Origin of the sequence: Cupriavidus sp. Agwp_2, from assembly GCF_040784895.1 — a bacterium.
Classification (GTDB): domain Bacteria; phylum Pseudomonadota; class Gammaproteobacteria; order Burkholderiales; family Burkholderiaceae; genus Cupriavidus.
On record NZ_CP088083.1, the window covers coordinates 719,872 to 740,252 of the forward strand.

20 protein-coding genes are annotated in these 20,381 nt (G+C 65.8%); 14 read left to right on the forward strand and 6 right to left on the reverse strand.

Translation table 11 applies throughout. The features are described 5' to 3' along the window. Positions 1-42: 42 nt before the first annotated feature. The gene (locus LPA45_RS03340; RefSeq protein WP_116317305.1) at positions 43-1,002 is read left to right on the forward strand and encodes a LysR family transcriptional regulator; all 960 of its coding nucleotides are present in this window, start codon (positions 43-45) and stop codon (positions 1,000-1,002) included. Positions 1,003-1,041: 39 nt separating this feature from the next. Here the strand turns inward: LPA45_RS03340 and LPA45_RS03345 are convergent, their stop codons facing one another. From LPA45_RS03345 to LPA45_RS03360, 4 genes are all read right to left on the reverse strand, one after another. Next, positions 1,042-2,385 (reverse strand): MFS transporter, encoded by a 1,344-nt coding sequence (locus LPA45_RS03345; RefSeq protein WP_116317306.1) that lies wholly within the window; start codon positions 2,383-2,385, stop codon positions 1,042-1,044. Between the two features lie 75 nt (positions 2,386-2,460). Next, positions 2,461-3,213, reverse strand: a complete 753-nt coding sequence (locus LPA45_RS03350; protein WP_116317307.1) for a carboxymuconolactone decarboxylase family protein — start codon at positions 3,211-3,213, stop codon at positions 2,461-2,463. Positions 3,214-3,236: 23 nt separating this feature from the next. Further along, the gene (locus tag LPA45_RS03355; RefSeq protein ID WP_116317308.1) at positions 3,237-4,061 is read right to left on the reverse strand and encodes an SDR family NAD(P)-dependent oxidoreductase; all 825 of its coding nucleotides are present in this window, start codon (positions 4,059-4,061) and stop codon (positions 3,237-3,239) included. A gap of 84 nt (positions 4,062-4,145) precedes the next feature. Next, on the reverse strand, positions 4,146-5,201 hold the full coding sequence (locus LPA45_RS03360) for a 3-keto-5-aminohexanoate cleavage protein (RefSeq protein WP_116317309.1): 1,056 nt from the start codon (positions 5,199-5,201) through the stop codon (positions 4,146-4,148). A gap of 341 nt (positions 5,202-5,542) precedes the next feature. On the opposite strand from LPA45_RS03360, the gene LPA45_RS03365 reads away from it, so the two are divergent. Continuing rightward, entirely contained in the window at positions 5,543-6,541 is a 999-nt protein-coding gene (locus tag LPA45_RS03365; protein ID WP_158577628.1) for a tripartite tricarboxylate transporter substrate binding protein, read from the forward strand. Between the two features lie 40 nt (positions 6,542-6,581). Here LPA45_RS03365 and LPA45_RS03370 read toward each other — a convergent pair whose 3' ends face one another. After that, positions 6,582-7,508, reverse strand: a complete 927-nt coding sequence (locus LPA45_RS03370) for a LysR substrate-binding domain-containing protein (protein WP_367394886.1) — start codon at positions 7,506-7,508, stop codon at positions 6,582-6,584. 186 nt (positions 7,509-7,694) lie between these two features. On the opposite strand from LPA45_RS03370, the gene LPA45_RS03375 reads away from it, so the two are divergent. The 11 genes from LPA45_RS03375 to groL all read left to right on the forward strand — a co-directional run bounded on the left by LPA45_RS03375 (position 7,695) and on the right by groL (position 19,623). Beyond that, positions 7,695-8,768, forward strand: coding sequence for a TauD/TfdA family dioxygenase (locus tag LPA45_RS03375; protein ID WP_116317312.1), 1,074 nt, complete (start codon positions 7,695-7,697; stop codon positions 8,766-8,768). 52 nt (positions 8,769-8,820) lie between these two features. Beyond that, positions 8,821-9,594 carry an SDR family oxidoreductase gene (locus tag LPA45_RS03380; protein ID WP_233527947.1) on the forward strand — a complete coding sequence of 258 codons (774 nt, stop codon included), beginning with the start codon at positions 8,821-8,823 and terminating at the stop codon, positions 9,592-9,594. Positions 9,595-9,712: 118 nt separating this feature from the next. Continuing rightward, positions 9,713-10,702, forward strand: coding sequence for a tripartite tricarboxylate transporter substrate binding protein (locus LPA45_RS03385; protein WP_233527948.1), 990 nt, complete (start codon positions 9,713-9,715; stop codon positions 10,700-10,702). A 210-nt stretch (positions 10,703-10,912) separates the two neighbouring features. After that, positions 10,913-11,077 carry a hypothetical protein gene (locus tag LPA45_RS03390; protein WP_158577629.1) on the forward strand — a complete coding sequence of 55 codons (165 nt, stop codon included), beginning with the start codon at positions 10,913-10,915 and terminating at the stop codon, positions 11,075-11,077. Further along, complete coding sequence (gene kdpF, locus LPA45_RS03395) at positions 11,077-11,166, forward strand: K(+)-transporting ATPase subunit F (RefSeq protein ID WP_116317313.1); 90 nt, start codon at positions 11,077-11,079, stop codon at positions 11,164-11,166. Before LPA45_RS03390 ends, kdpF begins: the two co-directional genes overlap by 1 nt. Beyond that, positions 11,166-12,986 carry a potassium-transporting ATPase subunit KdpA gene (gene kdpA / locus LPA45_RS03400; RefSeq protein ID WP_116317314.1) on the forward strand — a complete coding sequence of 607 codons (1,821 nt, stop codon included), beginning with the start codon at positions 11,166-11,168 and terminating at the stop codon, positions 12,984-12,986. Before kdpF ends, kdpA begins: the two co-directional genes overlap by 1 nt. Before the next feature lie 104 nt (positions 12,987-13,090). After that, positions 13,091-15,313 carry a potassium-transporting ATPase subunit KdpB gene (kdpB, locus tag LPA45_RS03405; protein ID WP_116317315.1) on the forward strand — a complete coding sequence of 741 codons (2,223 nt, stop codon included), beginning with the start codon at positions 13,091-13,093 and terminating at the stop codon, positions 15,311-15,313. 52 nt (positions 15,314-15,365) lie between these two features. Further along, positions 15,366-15,989, forward strand: coding sequence for a potassium-transporting ATPase subunit KdpC (gene kdpC, locus LPA45_RS03410; protein WP_116317316.1), 624 nt, complete (start codon positions 15,366-15,368; stop codon positions 15,987-15,989). Positions 15,990-16,183: 194 nt separating this feature from the next. Further along, complete coding sequence (locus LPA45_RS03415; RefSeq protein WP_367394887.1) at positions 16,184-16,963, forward strand: TorF family putative porin; 780 nt, start codon at positions 16,184-16,186, stop codon at positions 16,961-16,963. Between the two features lie 677 nt (positions 16,964-17,640). Next, a complete protein-coding gene (groES, locus tag LPA45_RS03420; protein WP_008644494.1) occupies positions 17,641-17,931 on the forward strand; it encodes a co-chaperone GroES in 291 nt (96 codons plus the stop codon). 48 nt (positions 17,932-17,979) lie between these two features. Then, positions 17,980-19,623, forward strand: a complete 1,644-nt coding sequence (gene groL / locus LPA45_RS03425) for a chaperonin GroEL (protein WP_116317319.1) — start codon at positions 17,980-17,982, stop codon at positions 19,621-19,623. A gap of 28 nt (positions 19,624-19,651) precedes the next feature. Here the strand turns inward: groL and LPA45_RS03430 are convergent, their stop codons facing one another. Then, positions 19,652-19,873 carry a hypothetical protein gene (locus LPA45_RS03430; RefSeq protein ID WP_367394888.1) on the reverse strand — a complete coding sequence of 74 codons (222 nt, stop codon included), beginning with the start codon at positions 19,871-19,873 and terminating at the stop codon, positions 19,652-19,654. A 61-nt stretch (positions 19,874-19,934) separates the two neighbouring features. Here LPA45_RS03430 and LPA45_RS03435 point away from each other — a divergent pair, with 61 nt between their 5' ends. Further along, positions 19,935-20,354, forward strand: a complete 420-nt coding sequence (locus tag LPA45_RS03435) for a TadE/TadG family type IV pilus assembly protein (RefSeq protein WP_367394889.1) — start codon at positions 19,935-19,937, stop codon at positions 20,352-20,354. Positions 20,355-20,381: the final 27 nt, after the last annotated feature.

The window sequence follows — 20,381 nt, forward strand, 5'->3', positions numbered from 1 at the left end:
ATGGGAAAGCAGATATCTCCACAGGAGATAGCAGGAGGGGATATGCATGCGGATGCGGGACACGACCTGACGCTCAAGGCGTTGACCACCTTCGTCGCCGTGGCGCGCACGGGCAGCGTTTCGGGCGCCGCGGCGCAGCTTGGCCTGGCACAGTCGGCGATCAGCCGGCAGGTCGCCGAGCTGGAGAAGATGTTTGGCGGCCCGCTGTTCTACCGCACGGGGCGCGGCGTGCGCCCGACGACGCTGGCCGCGCAGGTGCTGGCCGATGCCGAGCCGCTGCTGGACGGCGCCAGGCAGCTGGTCGAGTCGGCGCGCGGCCGTGCCGGCAACGTCAGCGGCATGGTCACGCTGGGGCTGGTGCCGGCGGTGGCGCCGCTGCTGTCGAGCCGGCTCTACGCCGCCGTGCAGGAGCGGCTGCCCGCGGTGAAGCTGCGCATCGTGGAGGGCTACAGCGGCGAGATGGAGACGCAGTTGACCCAGGGCAGCATCGATCTCGCCGTGCTGAACCGCTATCGTGCCGAAGGCCGGAACAGCTACCGCCGGCTGCTCGATACGCCGCTGATGCTGGTCGGGCGGCGCGAGACCCACCAGGCGCACTGGCGCGCCGCGGGCGGCAGGCCCGCTTCGATGTTGCTGCGCCAGCTCGGCGGCGTGCCGCTGGTGCTGCCGGTGCCGCCCAACGCCATCCGCAACCTGCTGGAAGAGGCTGCCGCCGCGCACCGCATCGCGTTCAACATCTGCATGGAGGCCAGTTCATCGGTGGTCATCAAGCGGATCCTGTCCGACCATGCGGCGTTTTCCGTGCTGCCATACCACGCGGTGGCGGCCGAGCTGGAGCGCGGGGAGTACGACGCCGTGCCGTTGGCGGACCGCGCCATGCGGCAGAGCGTGGTGCTGGCGACAAGCAGCCAGCGTCCCTTTACCGCCGCGGCGCGGCAGGTGGCGCAGATGATCCCCAAACTTGCCGAGGCGCTGATCGGCGAAGGGAAGTGGCGGCGGTGATGGCGTTCAGCGGGCGCTCAGCGGGCGCTCAGCGGGCGCTCAGCGGCGATCCCCGCTGTCCGCGCGCTCCAGCAACCGCCCCGGCAGCGCCAGCAGCAAGGCCACGGCACCCACCGCCAGCAGCGCGGCAAGCAGGTCGAAGGCCAGGTACAGGTCGCCGGTGCGGGTCTTGATCGCACCCACCGCGATCGGGCTGAGCAAGGCCGCCACGCCGCCCAGGCTGCTGACCAGCGCGATGCCGGCGGGGGCCTGGTTGCCGCCCAGGTAGGCCGGCGGAATCGTCCAGAACACCGGCAGCGCGGCCAGGCACGCGGCGGAGCCGACCGTCATGCACGCCACCGCCGGCATCAGTTCGCCGCGCAGGACGCCCATCAGCAGGAAGCTGGCGGCCGCCACCAGCAGGCAGCCCGCCACATGCCAGCGCCGTTCCAGGCGGCGGTCCGAACTGCGCGCGAGCAGGTACATCGTCAACAGGCCGAGTACATAGGGCAGGGTGGAGATCCAGCCGATGCGTGCCATGTGCGCTTCACCGAAGCCCTGGATCAGCGTCGGCATCCAGTAGGCGATGGTGTTGGTGCAGGCATAGATGGACAGGAAGGTCAGGCCGATGACATAGATGCGTGGATCCCTGAGCAGCGCCCGGATGCCGCCGTGCTGGCGCGCGTGGCCTTCCTTGCCGAGGTCGCTCGCGAGCATGGCCTTCTCCGCCGGCGTGAGCCACGCTGCCTGCGCCGGACTGTCGTCGAGGTAGCGCCAGGCAACCAGGCCCAGCAGCATTGCGGGAAGGCCTTCCACCACGAACAGCGCCTGCCAGTCGCGCAGCCCCAGCCACCCGTCCAGGTGCAGCATGATCGCCGCCGCCAGCGGGCCGCTGATCATGCCGGCGAAGGTGCCCGACATCAGGAACAGCGACGTGATCCGTCCGCGGCGCTGCGCCGGGAACCAGTAGGTCAGGTACAGGATGACGCCCGGGAAGAAGCCGGCCTCGGCCACGCCCAGCAGGAAGCGCGCGACGTAGAGCGCCTCGGGCGAATTGACCTGGCTGGTGGCGACGGTTGCGAGGCCCCACAGCAGCAGGATGCGCGTGATGGTCCGGCGCGCGCCGGTCTTCTGCATATAGAGGTTGCTGGGCACCTCGAACAGGATGTACCCGGCGAAAAAGGCCGCCGCGCCGATGCCGTAGGCCGCATCCGAGAGACCCAGGTCGCTGGCCATGCGCAACTTGGCGAACGAGATGTTGATGCGGTCGATCGTGTTCAGCACATAGGCCGCGAACAGGAACGGCAGCAGCCGCCACGTGATCTTGCGGTAGAGGGCGGCAAGCGAGCCGGCATCCTGCAGTGGTGCCGAAGCAATGGCCGAGGCGGGGGCGAGTGGTTGCACTTGGTACTCCTGGGCTTTGCGGCTGTTGTCTCCCCGCTCCCGCAAGCGGGAGCGGGGAGCAAGCCGGTCGCGGGGTCAGGCTGCGGTTTCCCGCATGGCGCGGTCCAGCATCGGCACCGCGAGTTCGCAGGTCTCGATGCCTTGCAGGCTGACGATCTTCAGCACGGCCAGGATCTGCGCGCGCGTGGCGCCGAGGCGCAGCGCGGCTTCGATATGCCGCTGGGTGCCGTGGCCGTACATGTGGGTGATTGCCGCATCGCCGGCGATGCAGAGGAACTCGATCCACAGCGGCGGCAGGATGTTGTCCTGCCACAGGCCGAAGCCCATCGCCAGGAATTTCTCCAGGTACTGCGGATCCCAGCGGTACAGCGTTTCCCACAGCGGATTGAACATGCCGTTGGCGCGCACCGCGTCGCACACGGGCGTGGCGCCGGGCGTGACTGACGCAACAGCGGGTTCATCGGAGATGCCGGCACGCGCCAGTTCCTCGGCCAGTGCCGGCACGCCGACCGCGCAGGCATGGATGCCGACCACGCTGGCGAGCTTGAAGACTTCCAGGATCTCGGCACGCGTGGCGCCCAGCCGGATGGCTTCGCGCACGTGGCGCGACACGCCCGGCTTGTACAGGTGCGTGGCGGTGACGTCGATATTCAGGCGGATCAGCGCCACCAGCTTGGGGTCAAGTACGCCTTCGGCCTGCGCATCGCGGGCCAGCGCGACCCAGCTGGCAATCCACTTGGGATCCCATTCGGTCAGCGGATCGAGCTCGCTGCCGAGCGCACCGGTGTCGCGCAGCGCCTTGTAGTGGGGAAAGAGGTTGTGTTGCATGGCTGTCGAAATCCGGGATGGGCTCAGATGGCCGAGCCGCCGTTGGGGCTGATGACCTGGCCGACCAGGTAGTGTTCGTCGCTGGCGAGGTGCAGCACGGTGGCGGCGTATTCCTCCACGGTGCCGAAGCGGCCCGCCGGGCAGCTTTGCCAGAGCCGGTTGCGGCCGTCTTCGCCGATCTTTTCCAGGTATTCATTGAAGGCCGGCGTCGCGACCCCACCGGGCGCCATGGCGTTGACGCAGATATTGGCGCCGGCCACTTCCAGCGCCACGGAGCGGGTGAAGGCAACCACCGCGCCCTTGGTGGCGCTGTAGTGCGGGCTGTGCGCGCTGCGGGACGAGATCCCGGCAATCGAGGCGATATTGACGATGCGGCCGTAGCGTTGCGGCTGCATCAGCCGCAGCGCCTCGCGCGTGCAGTAGAACGTGCCGTGTACGTTCACGCCCCAGTAGCGCAGCCATTCCTCGTCGGTGATCTCGCTGGTAAAGCCCAGCGACGCGCGCGGCACCGGTGTCTGCAGGTACGCGTAAAGCTTGTTGCGGCGCTCGGTGTCCACCGGTCGGTTCGGGGTCAGCGCGGCGTTGTTGACGAGGATATGCACCGTGCCGAAGGTCTCGCGCGCCTGCGCGAACATGTCGGCCACTTGCTGGCTCGACGATACGTCGCAGACGACGGAAAGGCAGCGGCGGCCTTCGGCCAGCACCGCTTCGCGCGCCGCGGCCAGCGATGCCGGGTTGATGTCGCAGATCACCAGGTCGGCGCCTGCGCGCGCCAGCGCCACGGCGATGCCCTGGCCCAGGCCGGGGCCGACGCCGGTCACCACGGCGATCTTGTTGGTCAGTTTCATGATCGGTTGCTGCAAAGGGGGCTGTGTTCAGAGGCCGACGGCACGCGCGGCCGAAGCATCGCGCGCCGTGGCGGGTGACTGCGCTCAGACGCTGCCGGGTACCGGGAAACCGCGTTGGCCCGGCTTGCGGTTCGGTGCCATGCCGAGCTGGCGGATGGTCTCGTCGGCGCTGTCGTACCACTCGTCGATCTTGTAGATGCGGCGCGCTTCCTTGCCGTTGGCCACATCGCGGCCAAGCTCGCGCGCCAGGCGCACGGTCTGCTCGATCTGCTGCACGGAGGTCATGCGCTCGCCCTTGCGGCCCCACAGGTTGTCTTCGATGCCCACGCGCACATGCAGGCCCAGCGCAATCGCCATCGCGTTCATCGGCAGCACCGCGCGCATCGCGCTTTCGATCGTCAGCACCGCGCCGTCCGGCGTGCGGCGCGCGAATTCGATCATGTCGGCCGGGTGCAGGCCCGCCGCGCCGCCGCCGATGGCGACGTAGTTCAGGATCAGCGGGCCGCGGTACAGGCCCTTGCGGATCAGGCGCTCCACCGTCTCCAGTTGCGCCACGTGGCCGAGCATGAAGTGCGGCTGGATGCCGGCCCTGGCCAGGCGCTCCAGGTGCTCGATGAAGAACGACGGCTTGGAGTCGACCACCATTTCGCTGTACGCGTTGAAGTATTCGGGCTTCTCGAGGATGGTGCCCTGCACGTCGTCGGCGGTCAGCATCTCGCAGATATTCATCTGGCTGGTGTTGATCGCGATCGTGACCTGGTCAGGCTTCGGATCGAGTGCGGCCAGCATGTGGCGCGTGTCATAGTCCAGCCACTCGGCGGCCTTGCCTTCGCCTTCGGGCGCGAACGAGATCGAGCCGCCGACCTGCAGCACCATGTCGGGCACGGCTTCACGCAGGCGCGCCAGCATCTCGTTGAACATCGAGATGCGCTTGGAGCCCTTGCCGTCCGACTCGCGCACATGCACGTGCAGCACCGTGGCGCCGGCGTTGTAGCAATCGACCGCCTTCTGGATCTGCGCATCCATGCTGACCGGGATGTCGTCCGAGTCGGAGGGCAGCCACTGCGGGCCGTAGGGAGCGACCTGGATCACCAGTTTTTCCTGGTTTTCGGGAAGCAGGCTGTCGTCGAGAAAATGCATGGATAGTCTCCTGATGGTGAAGCCCTCTGCACGGGGGCGGTGCAGGTATTCTGGACGCCGGCCGCATGCGGCGTTTATCCTGCTGTCACTATTTCCTATCCCTTTGGCACAGCTGGTGAAAACCCGAACGCTGGGGCCCGGGAAGCGCTCCGGGCACGGCTTGCCGTGCCATCCGCGCCGTGCTGGCATGACCAGTCGCTTATGTTTCCGCGGTTTTATTTCATTGGTTTTTGCGGCCGGACCGTGCGCAAAATCCCGGTGCACACACGCCACCGATGCCATCGGCACCATCGACCTCGGGCATCGCATCCACAGAAGCGGCGTGGGCTTACGGAGACAATATGAAATCAAGCCCGACATGCCGCGGCAAGCGCGCATGGCATCTCGCAGTACTGACCGCCACCGCACTGGCAGCCGCCCCCGTCCTCGCGCAGGGCACATGGCCGTCACGCCCTATCCGCATGGTCGTGCCGAGCCCGGGCGGCAGCGGCCCCGACGTGCTGGCGCGCGTGTTCGCCGAACAGATCTCGCAAGCACTGAAGCAGCCCGTGGTGGTCGACAACAAGCCCGGCGCCAACGGCCAGCTGTCGGTCGATGCCGTCGTGCGCGCGCAGCCGGACGGCTATACCGTGCTGCTGGCGAGTGCCTCGGCTACCGTGATGAACCAGGCGATCCAGCCGAAGCTGCCGTTCAACATCGTCGATGACCTGGTGCCGGTCGCGCAGATCGGCTCGGGCGGCGTGCTGCTGGTGGTCACGCCGGACTTTCCGGCCAGGGACATGAAGTCCTTCGTGGCAACGGTCAAGGCGCAGCCCGGCAAGTATGACTACGGCAGCTGGGGGATCGGCTCGGGCGGGCACCTTGCCATGGCGCAGCTGCACACGCTGGCGGGCATCGATCTGACCCATGTGCCCTACAAGGGCGTGCCGCCGATCCTGACCGACCTGCAGGGCGGCGTGCTGAAGATCGCCTTTGTCGATATCACCACCTCGGTGCCGCTGGTGAAGAGCGGCAAGATCCGCCCGCTGGGCATCACGGGCAAGCACCGCGCGCCGGCGTTCCCCGATGTGCCGACCATGGCCGAGCAAGGCTTCCCGATGACCAACGAGGGCTGGTACGGGCTGTTCGTGCCTAAAGGGACGTCGCGCGAGATCGTCGCGACGCTGAACCGGGAGATCAACAAGGCGCTGCGCTCGCCGGCGCTGGGCACGCGCTTCCAGCAGCTCAACATGATGACCGATCCGCCGCTGACCACGCCGGACGAGTTCGCGCGCACGGTGCGCAACGACTATGCCACGTGGGCCAACGTGGTCAGGATCAACGGCATCAAGCCGGAATAGCGGGGCGCGGGGGCGGGGCGCGGGGCGAACAGCAGGCAAGTCAGCCGGCCGCGGCCAGCTCCGCGCAATGCTGGAACAGCTCGATGGCCGGCGAGGGGGCCTTGCCGGCCAGCGTGAAGGTGGACACCGGCAGCAGCACGCCCGGTATCTCCAGCGGAAGGACATGGGCGAGGCCGCGCGCTTCATAGGTGCGCGCCAGGCGCCCGGTCATCATCGCCACCGCCTGCATCGCCTCCAGCAGGCCCAGCACCAGGCCAGCCGATACGGACTCGACATGGTTGGCCGGCACCTCCACCTTCATGCGCCGCAGCGACGCGTCCAGGCTCTGGCGCAGCCGCGCCGTGCGCGGCGGCACGACCCACGGGTACGCCACAAGGTCGGGCCAGTCCACCGTCGCGCAGGCCGCCAGCGGATGTTCCGGGTGGACCGCCACGCGCATCACTTCCTCATACAAGTGGCGCTGCTCGATGTCCCCGGCCGTGGCACGTTCCGATAGCGCACCCAGCACGATGTCCAGCCGCCCCGTGCGCAACTGGCCCATCAGCACGTCCATCGGCGCCTCGTACACCGCGATATTCAGCGTCGGCCTGCGCGCCTTGGCCAGCGCGATGATGCGCGGCGCGAGCGCCAGCGTCGAACCCGGCATGGCGCCGACGGCAATCGATGCGCATGCGCCTTGCCCCAGCGCCAGCAGTTCATCGCCGGCGCGGTCCAGTTCGTCCAGGATCGACTGCGCATAGCGGACAAAGATCATGCCGTGCGGCGTGGGCTCGATGCGGCGGGGCTGGCGCACGAACAAGGGGTAGCCCAGCCCTTCCTCGACCTCGGTCAGCGCCTTCGATACCGCCGGCTGCGTGATGTTCATCGCGTTCGCGACACGCGCGACCTGCCGGTACTCCTCCAGTGCTATGACCAGACGGAGATGGCGCAGCTTTAGTCCGCTGCGCAGGAAGCCGATCGCATCCATGCTGAAAACCCCTAGAAACCAAGCGTGATTCGTTGCGGCGCGGCCGGTGAAGGCAAGGCGTCGCCGTGGGCGATATTACCTTTTGGTTTGGTCAGTCGCATCACTTTTCATTAGTCATGCGCACGCTGCCTTCGCACAATGGCTGCACCGGCCCGGCACTGGCGCCGAGACAACAAGGAGACAGCAATGGAAGCAGCACAGACGGCAGCAGCACTGAAGGCGGTGGAGACCCCGGCGGCGTGGGAGGCCAGCGACATTGCCGCAAGGGAGGGTGAATGGGTGGTCTGGCTGGGCGCGGACGAAATCGCGCAACTCGACGCAGCGCTGGCGCATACGAAATCGCTTGGGCTCGCCGTGCCGGCCATCTGCAAGGAGACATTCCCCCTCGGCAGCCTTGCCGCGAAGCTCGAAGTCCTGCGCCATCGCCTGGAACGGGGGCTGGGCGTGGTGCTGCTGCGCGGACTGCCGGTCGAGCGCTATTCCAAGATGGATGCCGGCACGATCTACTGGGGCATCGGCATGCACCTGGGCCGCGCCGTCGCGCAGAACGCGTTTGGCGACGTGCTGGGCCACGTCTGGGACCTTGGCAAGGACCCGAAGGAAGACATGACGGCGCGCGGCTACCAGTCCCGCCATCGGCTGCCGTTCCATACCGATGGCGCCGACGTGGTCGGCCTGCTGTGCCTGCGCACGGCGCGCCGTGGCGGCATGAGCAGCATTGCCAGTTCGATGGGCATCCACAACGCCATGCTGCGCGAGCATCCCGAACTGCTGGCACGGCTGTACCAGCCCTTTGCCTTCGACCGCCGGCACGAAGAAGCGCCGGGCCAGGCGCCGTACACGATGACGCATGTCTTCAGCTGGCACAACGGCCGGCTGTTCAACCGCTATATCCGCAGCTTCATCAATACCGCGCAGCGCTTCCCGGACGCGCCGCGTCTGGCGCCCGAGGATATTGCCGCGCTCGACCAGTTCGACGCATACACGCAGGACCCGCGCTTCCGCATCGACATGGCGCTGGCGCCCGGCGACATGCAGTTCCTGAACAACTACGTCGTGCTGCACTCGCGCACCAGCTACGAGGACCATCCCGAGCTTGACCGCAAGCGCCACCTGCTGCGGCTGTGGCTGTTCACGCCGGGCCTGGCCGACGTGCCGGAGAGCTTCCGGCTGCGCTACCTGCTGACCGACGCGTGGGCGAAGAACCCGCGTCCGCCGATCTATGACGTCAACCAGATCATGGGCGTGACCACGCATTGATGCGTACCGCGCGCCAACTCTCTTCAGCCATCCCAGACAAAGGAACCCCGCAATGCACGCCCCCATGATTTCCCTGCACGGCAAGACCGCCTGGATCACCGGCGGCTCCAGCGGCATCGGCCGCGCCTGCGCGCTGTCGCTGTGGCAAGCCGGCGCGACCGTCGTGATCTCCGCGCGCAGCGAAGCGGCGATCGCCGCGCTGGCCGCCGAATGCGGCAATGAGCGCGTGATCGCGCTGCCGCTGGACGTCTCCGACCGCGAGGCCGTGGCCGCCGCCGGCCGGCAGCTGCAGGAGCGCGTCGGCGCCATCGACATCCTCGTCAACGCGGCCGGCATCAACGTGGTCAACCGCAGGCTGTCCAGGCTGACGCCGGCCGACTGGGACCAGGTCATCGACATCAACCTCAACGGCGCGTTCTACTGCATGCACGCGGTGCTGCCCGGCATGCGCGACAAGGGGGAGGGCACCATCATCAATATCTCGTCGTGGGCGGGGCGCCATGCGTCGGCGCTGACGGGCGCCGCCTACGGCGCCAGCAAGCACGCCATGGCGGCGATGACAACTTCCGTGGCGATGGAGGAGTGCGCCCACGGCATCCGCGCGTGCGCCATCTATCCCGGCGAGACCGCCACGCCGATCCTGATCAACCGGCCCACGCCGCCCGCCGCGGAAGACCTAGCCCGCATGCTGCAGCCGGAAGACGTGGCCGACGCCGTGGCGTTCGTGGTGTCCCTGCCGGCGCGCGCCACCGTGAACGAGCTGGTCATCAGCCCCACCTGGAATCGCGCCTTCCTTGGCTTCCAGCCGCCGCTTAAGCGCGGCTGAGCGCGGCTGAGCAGCTTAGCAGCACCGGCGGCCGACACGGCCGCTGCCATGGTGCGAGCAGCACCTGGCAGCGGCGTGCGGTCAATGCATGGCAGGACAATCCCGGAAGAAGACAACCATGAACCGACGCAGATGGTTGCAGGACCTGATCCCCGCCGCGATGGCGGCGTGCCTCGCCCCAAGGGTGTTCGCTCAAGCCGCGGCCCCTCCGGCGTGGCCATCGCGGCCGTTGCGGATGATCGTGCCGGGCGGCGCGGGCTCGGGCACCGACCTGATCGCCAGGGTGTTCGCCGAGCCGCTCGCGCGCGCGCTGCGGCAACCGGTCGTGGTGGAAAACCGCGCGGGCGCCAACGGCATCGTCGGCAACAACCTGGCGGCCAAGGCGGCACCCGACGGCTATACCATCCTCTTCAGCAACGCCTCCGCCATCGCAATCAACGCGGCCCTGCGCGACACCATGCCCTACGACACCCTCAGGGACCTCGCGCCGGTGATCCAGGTCAGCGCCGGCGGGGTGCTGCTGGTGGCGACGGCCGAGACCCCGGTGCGCGACCTCGCAGGCTTCGTCGAATACGTCCGCGCGCATCCCAACATTGCGTACGGCACCTGGGGCGTCGGCTCGACCGGACACCTGGCGATGGAAGCCATTGCCCGCGCGCGCGACCTGCGCATGCGGCATATCCCGTACAAGACCATGGGGCAACTGCTTACCGATCTGCAGGGCGGGGTCGTCAGCATTGCGTTCGTGGATGCACGCTCGCCGCTGTCGCTGATCCAGGCCGGCAAGCTGGTGCCGCTCGCCATGACCGGCACGCGGCGCTCGCCGATGTTGCCGGAGGTGCGGACGCTGAAGCAGCAGGGCTTCGACCTGGATCTCGATGGCTGGTACGGCGTATTCGTTCCGGCGCATACGCCTGCCGGCATCGTGCTGCGGCTCAACGAGGAAATCGCCAGGGTGATGGTGGCGCCGGCATTGCAGGCCAGCTTCACGCAGCAGGGCTTGCTGTGGGTCGAGAAGAACTCGCCGGAACAGTTCGCGCGGGTGATCCAGAGCGATATCCGGGCGTGGAAAGCGCTGGCGACGACGGCGCGGATCCAGGTCGACTGAGCAACGGTCCGCTACGGCGGACCGTTTGCTACGCGGCGGCGCGCGTAGGGTACAGCGCTTCGAGCGGCCGGCTCGCGCCGACAGACAGCGCCGCAGCGCGCGCTCCTGCGCATCTTTATACGTTCTTTATACGCACCGATCACCTTTCTACCCGGTTTTTACGACCCCGTCGCTAAGCTGCAAGGCGAAACCATTCAAAGGTGCTTTGTCATGGACGGGATCTACTTGATCGTATTGATCGGCTTCGCGGTGCTGAGCGCAGCCCTGCTCGGGCTTTGCGCTGCGCTCGCGCCCAACGCGCCGGCACGCAGCGAACACGGCGGCCCGCATCACCAGATGCCGGTAAAGAACAGCGCAACGGACAGGGGGTTGTGATGAGCTGGACGGACCTGTTGAGCGGCGCGCTGGCCGTTGCCATTTTTGCCTACCTCCTCATTGCGTTGTTCCGGCCGGAGAAATTCTGATGTCCTCCCAATTCGTGGGCCTGCTGGTCCTCTATCTCGCCGTCCTGCTGGCGTGCGCCCCTTTTCTCGGCCGCTATCTCCGGCGTGCGGTGGAGGACGGCAGCTATTCGCTGACCGCCTGGGGCCGTCCGCTGGAACGGGTGCTGTATCGACTGGGCGGCGTGCGTGCCGAGTCCGGGATGGGGTGGAAGCAGTACGCCATCGCGGTGCTGGCCTTCAACCTGCTTGGCGTGGTGGCGGTCTATGCGCTGCAGCGCGTGCAAGGCATGCTGCCATTGAACCCGCAAGGCTTCGGTGCCATTACGCCGGACTCGGCCTTCAACACGGCCATCAGCTTTGTCAGCAACACCAACTGGCAAGGCTATGCCGGCGAGTCGACCATGGGCTATCTGACCCAGATGCTCGCGCTCACCGTGCAGAATTTCCTGTCCGCGGCAACCGGCATCGCCGTGGTGTTTGCGCTGATCCGCGGCTTTGCGCGCCAGAGCGCCGCCACCATCGGCAACTTCTGGGTCGACATGACGCGGGTCACGCTGTACGTGCTGGCGCCGATCGCGACCGTGATTGCGCTGGCGCTGGTCAGCCAGGGCGTTATCCAGAATTTCGACGCCTACAAGGAAGCCAGCCTGGTCACGCCGGCCGAATACAGCCAGCCGAAGGTCGACGCGGCCGGGCAGCCGGTGCTCGATGCGCAAGGCAAGCCGGTGGCGGAAGACCTGAAGACCGACAAGCAGACGCTGGCGATGGGCCCGGTTGCCTCGCAGGAAGCCATCAAGATGCTGGGCACCAACGGCGGCGGCTTCTTCAATGCCAACTCGGCGCATCCGTTCGAAAACCCGAATGGCCTGGCCAACCTCATCGAGATGCTGGCGATCTTCCTGATCCCGGCGGCGCTGTGCTTCACCTTTGGCGAGATGGTGGGAGACAGGCGACAGGGTGTGGCGGTGCTGGCTTCCATGACGGTCATTTTTGTCGCGATGGCCTGCGTGGCGGCGATGTCCGAGCAGATGGCCAATACGGCGCTGGCCGGGCTGCCGGTGGATCACGCCGCGTCGATGTGGCAGGCCGGCGGCAACATGGAAGGCAAGGAAACACGCTTCGGCATCGCGGCATCGGCACTGTTCGCCACCATCACGACGGCGGCATCGTGCGGCGCCGTCAACGCCATGCATGACTCCTTCACCGCCATCGGTGGCCTGGTGCCGATGCTGCTGATGCAGCTGGGCGAGGTGGTGTTTGGCGGCGTGGGTTCGGGGCTGTACGGCATGCTGGTCTACGCCGTGCTCGCGGTGTTTATCGCCGGCCTGATGATCGGCCGCACGCCGGAGTACCTCGGCAAGAAGATCGAAGTCTACGAAATGAAGATGACGGCCGTGGCGATCCTGGTCACGCCGCTGCTGGTGCTGCTCGGCACGTCGGTGGCGGTGATGGCCGAGGCGGGGCGCGCCGGTGTGTTCAATCCCGGCACGCACGGCTTCTCCGAGATCCTGTATGCACTCTCGTCGGCGGCCAACAACAATGGCAGCGCCTTTGCGGGCCTGTCCGCCAACACGCCGTTCTACAACACGCTGCTGGCGGCGGCCATGTGGTTCGGCAGGTTCTGGATCATCATCCCGGTCCTTGCGCTGGCGGGCTCGCTGGCAGCCAAGAAGCGCGTCCCGGCGAGCGGCGGCACGATGCCGACGCACGGCCCGCTGTTTGTCGTCCTGCTGGTGGGCACGGTACTGCTGGTCGGTGCGCTGACCTATGTCCCGGCGCTGGCGCTGGGGCCGGTCGCCGAGCAGCTGCAGGGCACGGCGGCGGCAACGGTGGCCAGGTAAATCGACCTCTGACAAAAACATATCGAGCATTCCTGACACGTTCGGCCCCTGCACTGACTCGCCAATGCAGGTGCCGTCCGTCTCCAGCGGATTGCGGAGCAACCATGCGACATGAATCGACGGCCCCGGTGGCCAAGGGCGGCGCCAACAGGACCGGCGCATCTGCCTCCAACACGCCTCAGGCGAAGAGCGCGCCGGTGTCGGACCGGCAACACGGTTCGCACCATCATCGCCCGCCAGCGCGCAGCATGTTCGCGCCGGAGCTGGTGAAGCCCGCGCTGGTCGCGGCCTTCAGGAAGCTGTCGCCGCGCGACCAGCTGCGCAACCCGGTGATGTTCGTGGTCTACGCGGGCAGCATCCTGACGACCATTCTTTTCCTGAAGGCATTGGCCGCGCCGGCAGCCGCCGGTGGAGAATCCGCCGGCTTCATCCTGGCGGTTGCGGTGTGGCTCTGGTTCACGGTGCTGTTCGCAAACTTTGCCGAGGCGCTTGCCGAAGGCCGGAGCAAGCAACAGGCCGAGGCGCTGCGCGGCCTGAAGACCACTGTCACCGCGCGCGTGCTCAAGGACGGCAAGCGCGGCAGCGCCACCGAAGCGCGCCCAGCGACCGCGCTGCGACGCGGCGACGTGGTGCTCGTCGAGGCGGGCGAAATGATCCCGGGCGATGGCGAAGTGATCGACGGCGTGGCCTCGGTCGACGAAAGCGCCATCACGGGCGAATCGGCGCCGGTGATCCGCGAGTCGGGCGGTGACTTCTCGTCGGTGACCGGCGGTACGCGCGTGCTGTCCGACTGGATCGTGGTGCGCGTCACGACCAACCCCGGCGAAAGCTTCATCGACCGCATGATCACGATGGTCGAAGGCGCCAAGCGGCAGAAGACGCCGAACGAACTGGCCCTGACGATCCTGCTGGTGGGGCTGACCATCGTGCTTCTGCTGGCCACGGCCACGCTGCAGCCGTTCTCGCTCTACAGCGTCCTGGTGGCCAAGGCGGGCGTGCCGGTCACGATCACCGTGCTGGTGGCGCTGCTGGTGTGCCTGATCCCGACCACGATCGGCGGGCTGCTTTCCGCGATTGGCGTGGCCGGCATGAGCCGGATGATGGAAGCAAACGTGATCGCCACCTCGGGCCGGGCTGTAGAAGCCGCCGGCGACGTAGACGTGCTGCTGCTCGACAAGACCGGCACCATCACCCATGGCAACCGCCAGGCCTCGCGCTTCATTCCGGCGCCGGGCGTGTCGCCGTTGCAGCTCGCGGAAGCGGCGTGGCTGTCGTCGCTGGCCGACGAAACGCCGGAAGGGCGCAGCATCATCACGCTGGCCCGCCAGTTGCCGGGGGTGACCGCGCCGGCGATGGCAAGCCTGAAGCCGGAGTTCGTGCCGTTCAGTGCGCAGACCCGCATGAGCGGAGTGGATCTGCGCGATGACGGCGGCGAGCGTCACGTGCGCAAGGGTGCCGCGGCTGCCGTGCGCCGGTACGTCACGGAACGCGCCGGCAAGTTTCCCGATGCGGTATTGCAGGCCGTCGATGAGGTCGCCCGTGCCGGCAGCACGCCACTGGTGGTTGCCGACGCCAACGGCGATTCGGTGCGCGTGCTTGGCGTGATCGAGCTGAAGGACATCGTCAAGACCGGCATTCGCGAGCGCTTCGGCGAACTGCGCAGGATGGGCATCAAGACGGTGATGATCACCGGCGACAACCGGCTGACGGCGGCGTCGATCGCAGCGGAAGCAGGCGTTGACGACTTCCTGGCCGAAGCCACGCCGGAGGCCAAGCTCAAGCTGATCCGCGAGTACCAGGCAGAAGGGCGGCTCGTCGCGATGACCGGCGATGGCACCAACGACGCCCCCGCGCTCGCCCAGGCCGACGTGGCCGTGGCGATGAACAGCGGTACGCAGGCGGCCAAGGAGGCCGGCAACATGGTCGACCTGGACAGCAACCCGACCAAGCTGATCGAGATTGTCGAGATCGGCAAGCAGATGCTGATGACGCGCGGCTCGCTGACGACCTTCAGCGTGGCCAACGACATCGCCAAGTATTTCGCGATCATCCCGGCGGCCTTTGCCACCACGTATCCGCAGCTCAACCTGCTCAACGTGATGGGGCTGGCCACGCCGGCGTCGGCCATCATGTCGGCGGTGATCTTCAACGCGCTGATCATCGTCGTGCTGATCCCGCTGGCGCTCAAGGGCGTGGTCTACCGTCCGCTGGGCGCCGCGGTGCTGCTGCGCCGCAACCTGCTGATCTACGGCCTTGGCGGCATCCTGGTGCCGTTTGCCGGCATCAAGCTGATCGACATGATCCTGGCCCTGTTCGGCTGGGTCTGATTCGCTTCTCTCTCTCTCTCTCTCTCTACCCCTTCTACGATTCGGAGCATTCATGAATACGCAAGTGCAGTCCCGGCAGCCGTCTCCGGCACCCGTGCAGGGTGGCTTGTTGCGGCCAATGCTGGTGGTGTTCGTCGGCCTTTCGCTGGTGACTGGTCTGCTGTATCCCGGCGTGATCACGGCCATCTCCAAAGCCGTGTTCCCCCATCAGGCAGGCGGCTCGCTCATCGAGAAGGATGGCAAGGTGGTTGGCTCGGAACTGATCGGCCAGCCGTTCTCCGACCCGAAGTACTTCTGGGGCCGGCTGTCCGCCACCGCACCGATGCCGTATAACGGCGCGGCTTCGGTGGGGTCCAACCTCGGGCCCGCCAATCCGGCGCTGACCGACGCCGCTCGCGCGCGCGTCGACGCACTGCACGCCGCAGATCCGGACAATCAGGCGCCGGTTCCCGTGGATCTGGTGACGGCATCCGGCAGCGGGCTCGACCCGCACATCAGCCCCGCGGCCGCCGAATACCAGGTGGCGCGCGTCGCCCGCGTCAGGGGGATTCCGATCGAACAGGTGAAGCAGCTGGTTGCCGCACACACGGAAGCGCCGCTGCTGCCAGTGCTGGGGGACCCGGGCGTCAATGTCTTGAAGCTGAACCTTGCGTTGGATGCCATCGCACGGAAGTAGCACGGTGCCGCGTGCGTGCCACGACGCCGCCGCGCAGAGGCGCGGCGGCACTGGCCTGCCCGCGCGAAATCCCGGCACCTTTATCGAATTTGCACACGGACGCTGCAGCTTTTGATGCCGTTTTTACGCGTCAGTCCATATCGTGGCGAGGCTCCCGGTAACGGGGGATTCCTTCAACTCTCGTCGCATCAACAATGACTGACCTGCGCCATACCGCGGCCGTGCTGCTCGCATGTTCCGCATCTTCCATCCTTGCCTTCACTGCCATGCCCGCCATGGCGCAATCCCAGCCTGACGCCGAGCCGTCTGCGCATACGCTCACGGCCAACCTCTCGATCGCCACCGACTACCGCTACCGCGGTCTGATGCAGACGAACCGCCGGCCGGCGATTCAGGGCGGGTTCGACTACAGCCATGCGAGTGGGTTCTACCTCGGCAACTGGAATTCGAGCATCAGCTGGCTGGGAGACAGCAATCCCGAGGTGTCGGCCCCGATCGAGATGGATTTCTACGGCGGCTACAAGAATACGTTCGGTGGCGACTGGACCTACGATCTCGGCATGCTGCAGTACTACTACCCGGGCGACTACCCGGCGAACTACACGCGCCCGTACACCACCGAGGTGTACGCGGCCCTGGGCTACGGTCCGGTGACGCTCAAGTACTCGTACGCCCCGACCAATCTCTTTGGCTTCGCCGACAGCAGGCACAGCTGGTACGTAGACCTGACCGCCAACGTGCCGCTCAATGTCTGGGACCTTACGCTGAACACCCATGTGGGTTACCAGAAGGTGCAGGTCGCCAATGCATCGTATATGGACTGGAAGATCGGCCTGACCAAGGACCTGGGCAAGGGACTCGCGCTGGCCGTGGCCTACATCGACACCAATGCCGACAAGGCGGTGTACACCAATGCCAGGGGCCGCTACATGGGCCGTGGCACCGCATGGGCTTCCTTGACGAAGACGTTCTGAGCGCGCGTGGCCGGCGCTGCCGATTTTGATGCGGATTTAATGCGTCGGCCTTATCTCCTTACATCAAATTTAGACGGCGCTGGCTAGCATGAGGGCATGTTCAACACGTGACCCGCAAGCGCGGGTTCATCCCAACATGCGATAGTCAAGCCTGGCCCGTTGATGCTGGAGGAGGCCATTGCCCTGCTTCCTCAGCCATCCGTGGCGCGGGATGAGCATCTGGCAGCCTGAAAGTCCTGCCTGTCGAGACGACGATGAAACCCCCTGTCCCACTCTTCTTCACCTGCGCGGTGTGCGGGCACGTTCACTCCGAGACCTTGCAGGATCTGGTCTCGGGGAAGGCGCCGCGGCCGCTGACTTGTCCTGCCTGCCACCGCGAGCTGGGCATCGACTGGGGCTGGGTCACTGACCAGGCGGCCCAGCCAGGGCTCATCTCCACAGAGCGGTAGGGCACTCGCCCGTACCGCCTGCTCCCACCCCGATCGCCCGTCCGGGAAAACCCCCATAAAGCCGCTGTCTTGAAATGGCCATACCCTGTCCCTATAATTAGCACTCGTCGGGGGTGAGTGCTAACAGCATCAAGTGCCCCTTGCGACACCTGAACATTTCAGACGGCCGTCGCCTCGGTAGCCGGCCGATTTGTGATCGAAAACTCACTTTTGTATCTAGGAGTCCGTATGAACCTGCGTCCTCTGCACGACCGCGTGATCGTGAAGCGTCTGGACAACGAAACCAAGACCGCGTCCGGTATCGTGATTCCCGACAACGCTGCCGAGAAGCCCGATCAAGGCGAAGTGCTGGCGATTGGTCCCGGCAAGAAGGATGACAAGGGCAACAACATTGCCCTGGACGTCAAGGTCGGCGATCGCGTGCTGTTCGGCAAGTATGCCGGCCAGGGCGTGAAGGTGGATGGCCAGGAACTGCTGGTCATGCGCGAAGAAGACATCATGGCCGTGGTCAACAAGTAATTCGTTACTTGCAGCACACCACCCGTACAGATTTCAGGAGATTCAAGAATGGCAGCTAAAGACGTAGTGTTCGGCGACGCCGCACGTGCCAAGATGGTTGAAGGCGTGAACATCCTCGCCAACGCAGTCAAGGTGACCCTGGGCCCGAAGGGCCGCAACGTGGTGCTGGAGCGCAGCTTCGGCGGCCCGACCGTGACCAAGGACGGCGTGTCCGTGGCCAAGGAAATCGAGCTGAAGGACAAGCTGCAGAACATGGGCGCCCAGATGGTCAAGGAAGTGGCTTCCAAGACCAGCGACAACGCCGGTGACGGTACCACCACCGCTACCGTGCTGGCCCAGTCGATCGTGCGCGAAGGCATGAAGTTCGTTGCCGCCGGCATGAACCCGATGGACCTGAAGCGCGGTATCGACAAGGCTGTCGGCGCCGCCGTGGAAGAGCTGAAGAAGGTCAGCAAGCCCACCACCACCAGCAAGGAAATCGCCCAGGTTGGCGCGATCTCGGCCAACAGCGACACCTCGATCGGTGAGCGCATTGCCGAAGCCATGGACAAGGTCGGCAAGGAAGGCGTGATCACCGTCGAAGACGGCAAGTCGCTGGCCGACGAGCTGGAAGTCGTGGAAGGCATGCAGTTCGACCGCGGCTACCTGTCGCCGTACTTCATCAACAACCCGGAAAAGCAAGTTGTCCAGCTGGACAGCCCGTTCGTGCTGCTGTTCGACAAGAAGGTCTCGAACATCCGCGACCTGCTGCCGGTGCTGGAGCAAGTGGCCAAGGCCGGCCGTCCGCTGCTGATCATCGCTGAAGACGTCGAGGGCGAAGCCCTGGCGACCCTGGTGGTCAACAACATCCGTGGCATCCTGAAGACCGCTGCCGTCAAGGCCCCGGGCTTCGGCGACCGCCGCAAGGCCATGCTGGAAGACATCGCCATCCTGACCGGCGGCACCGTCATCGCTGAAGAAATCGGCCTGACGCTGGAAAAGGCCACCCTGAACGACCTGGGCCAGGCCAAGCGCATCGAAATCGGCAAGGAAAACACCATCATCATCGATGGCGCCGGCGACGCAGGTGCGATCGAAGGCCGCGTGAAGCAAATCCGCGCCCAGATCGAAGAAGCGACCTCGGACTACGACCGTGAAAAGCTGCAAGAGCGCGTGGCCAAGCTGGCTGGCGGTGTTGCCGTGATCAAGGTTGGCGCTGCCACCGAAGTCGAAATGAAGGAAAAGAAGGCCCGCGTGGAAGACGCCCTGCACGCCACCCGCGCTGCGGTGGAAGAAGGCATCGTCCCCGGCGGCGGTGTGGCCCTGCTGCGTGCCCGCGCTGCGATCTCGGCACTGACCGGTGAAAACCCGGACCAGAACGCCGGTATCAAGATCGTGCTGCGCGCCATGGAAGAGCCGCTGCGCCAGATCGTGCTGAACGCCGGTGAAGAAGCGTCGGTCGTCGTTGCCAAGGTCATCGAAGGCAAGGGCAACTACGGCTACAACGCGGCTTCGGGCGAGTACGGCGACCTGGTCGAAATGGGCGTGCTGGACCCGACCAAGGTCACCCGCACCGCACTGCAGAACGCCGCTTCGGTGGCTTCGCTGATGCTGACCACGGACTGCGCTGTTGCCGAATCGCCGAAGGAAGAGTCGGCTCCGGCAATGCCGGGCGGCATGGGCGGCATGGGCGGCATGGAAGGCATGATGTAATTTGTGCCGACCGACTGCCGGCAGGCTGTCACAGCAAAAACCCCCGCGGGTGCGAACCCGCGGGGGTTTTTGTTTTTAAACTGGGAACGCTTTCACCAAGATCCGCATGTTTCACCGGCGAATCATACTTTCCCGGGTTAAAGGACTTCGTGCTGAGCACCGCCATTTGACGTATATGGTTTTGCTGACAACGTGCCAGAATCTGCTCAGGGGGCAGGTATTGCTGCCATGTGCAAAGCTGGTGGTTCATTCAATACCCAGGGGAAAAACGGCTCCTGTGCGCACATTGAATGTCAAGTGGAGATGGCGAAATGGCTATTTTTTTACGATCGCAAAAAGGGGCCGCCGCCGTTGAATTTTCCCTTGTGCTTCCAATTTTCATCGTACTGGTTTTTGGAATCATTGAATTCAGTTTGATGCTTTATGACAAGGCCGTGATCACAAACGCTAGTCGGGAAGCAGCAAGAGCGGGGATCGTGCTGAAATCGCCAAAAATGTCGGTGGACGAAATCAAGGCGGTTGCCCTGAATTACTGTGAGAACTACCTGATTACCCTCGGTGGGGCGACTTCACCGGTCGTTAGTGTTCCGAGTGGTGCTGGCGGGGCATTCGGCAGCTCACTGACTGTTTCCATATCATATAACTATTCAGGTCTGGTTCTGGGGAAATTCATTAGTAGCCTTTCAGGGCCGATTTCCCTCGCCGCTACCACGGTGATGAAAAACGAGTAAGTTTAGTCTTGGGGTATGAGTCATGCG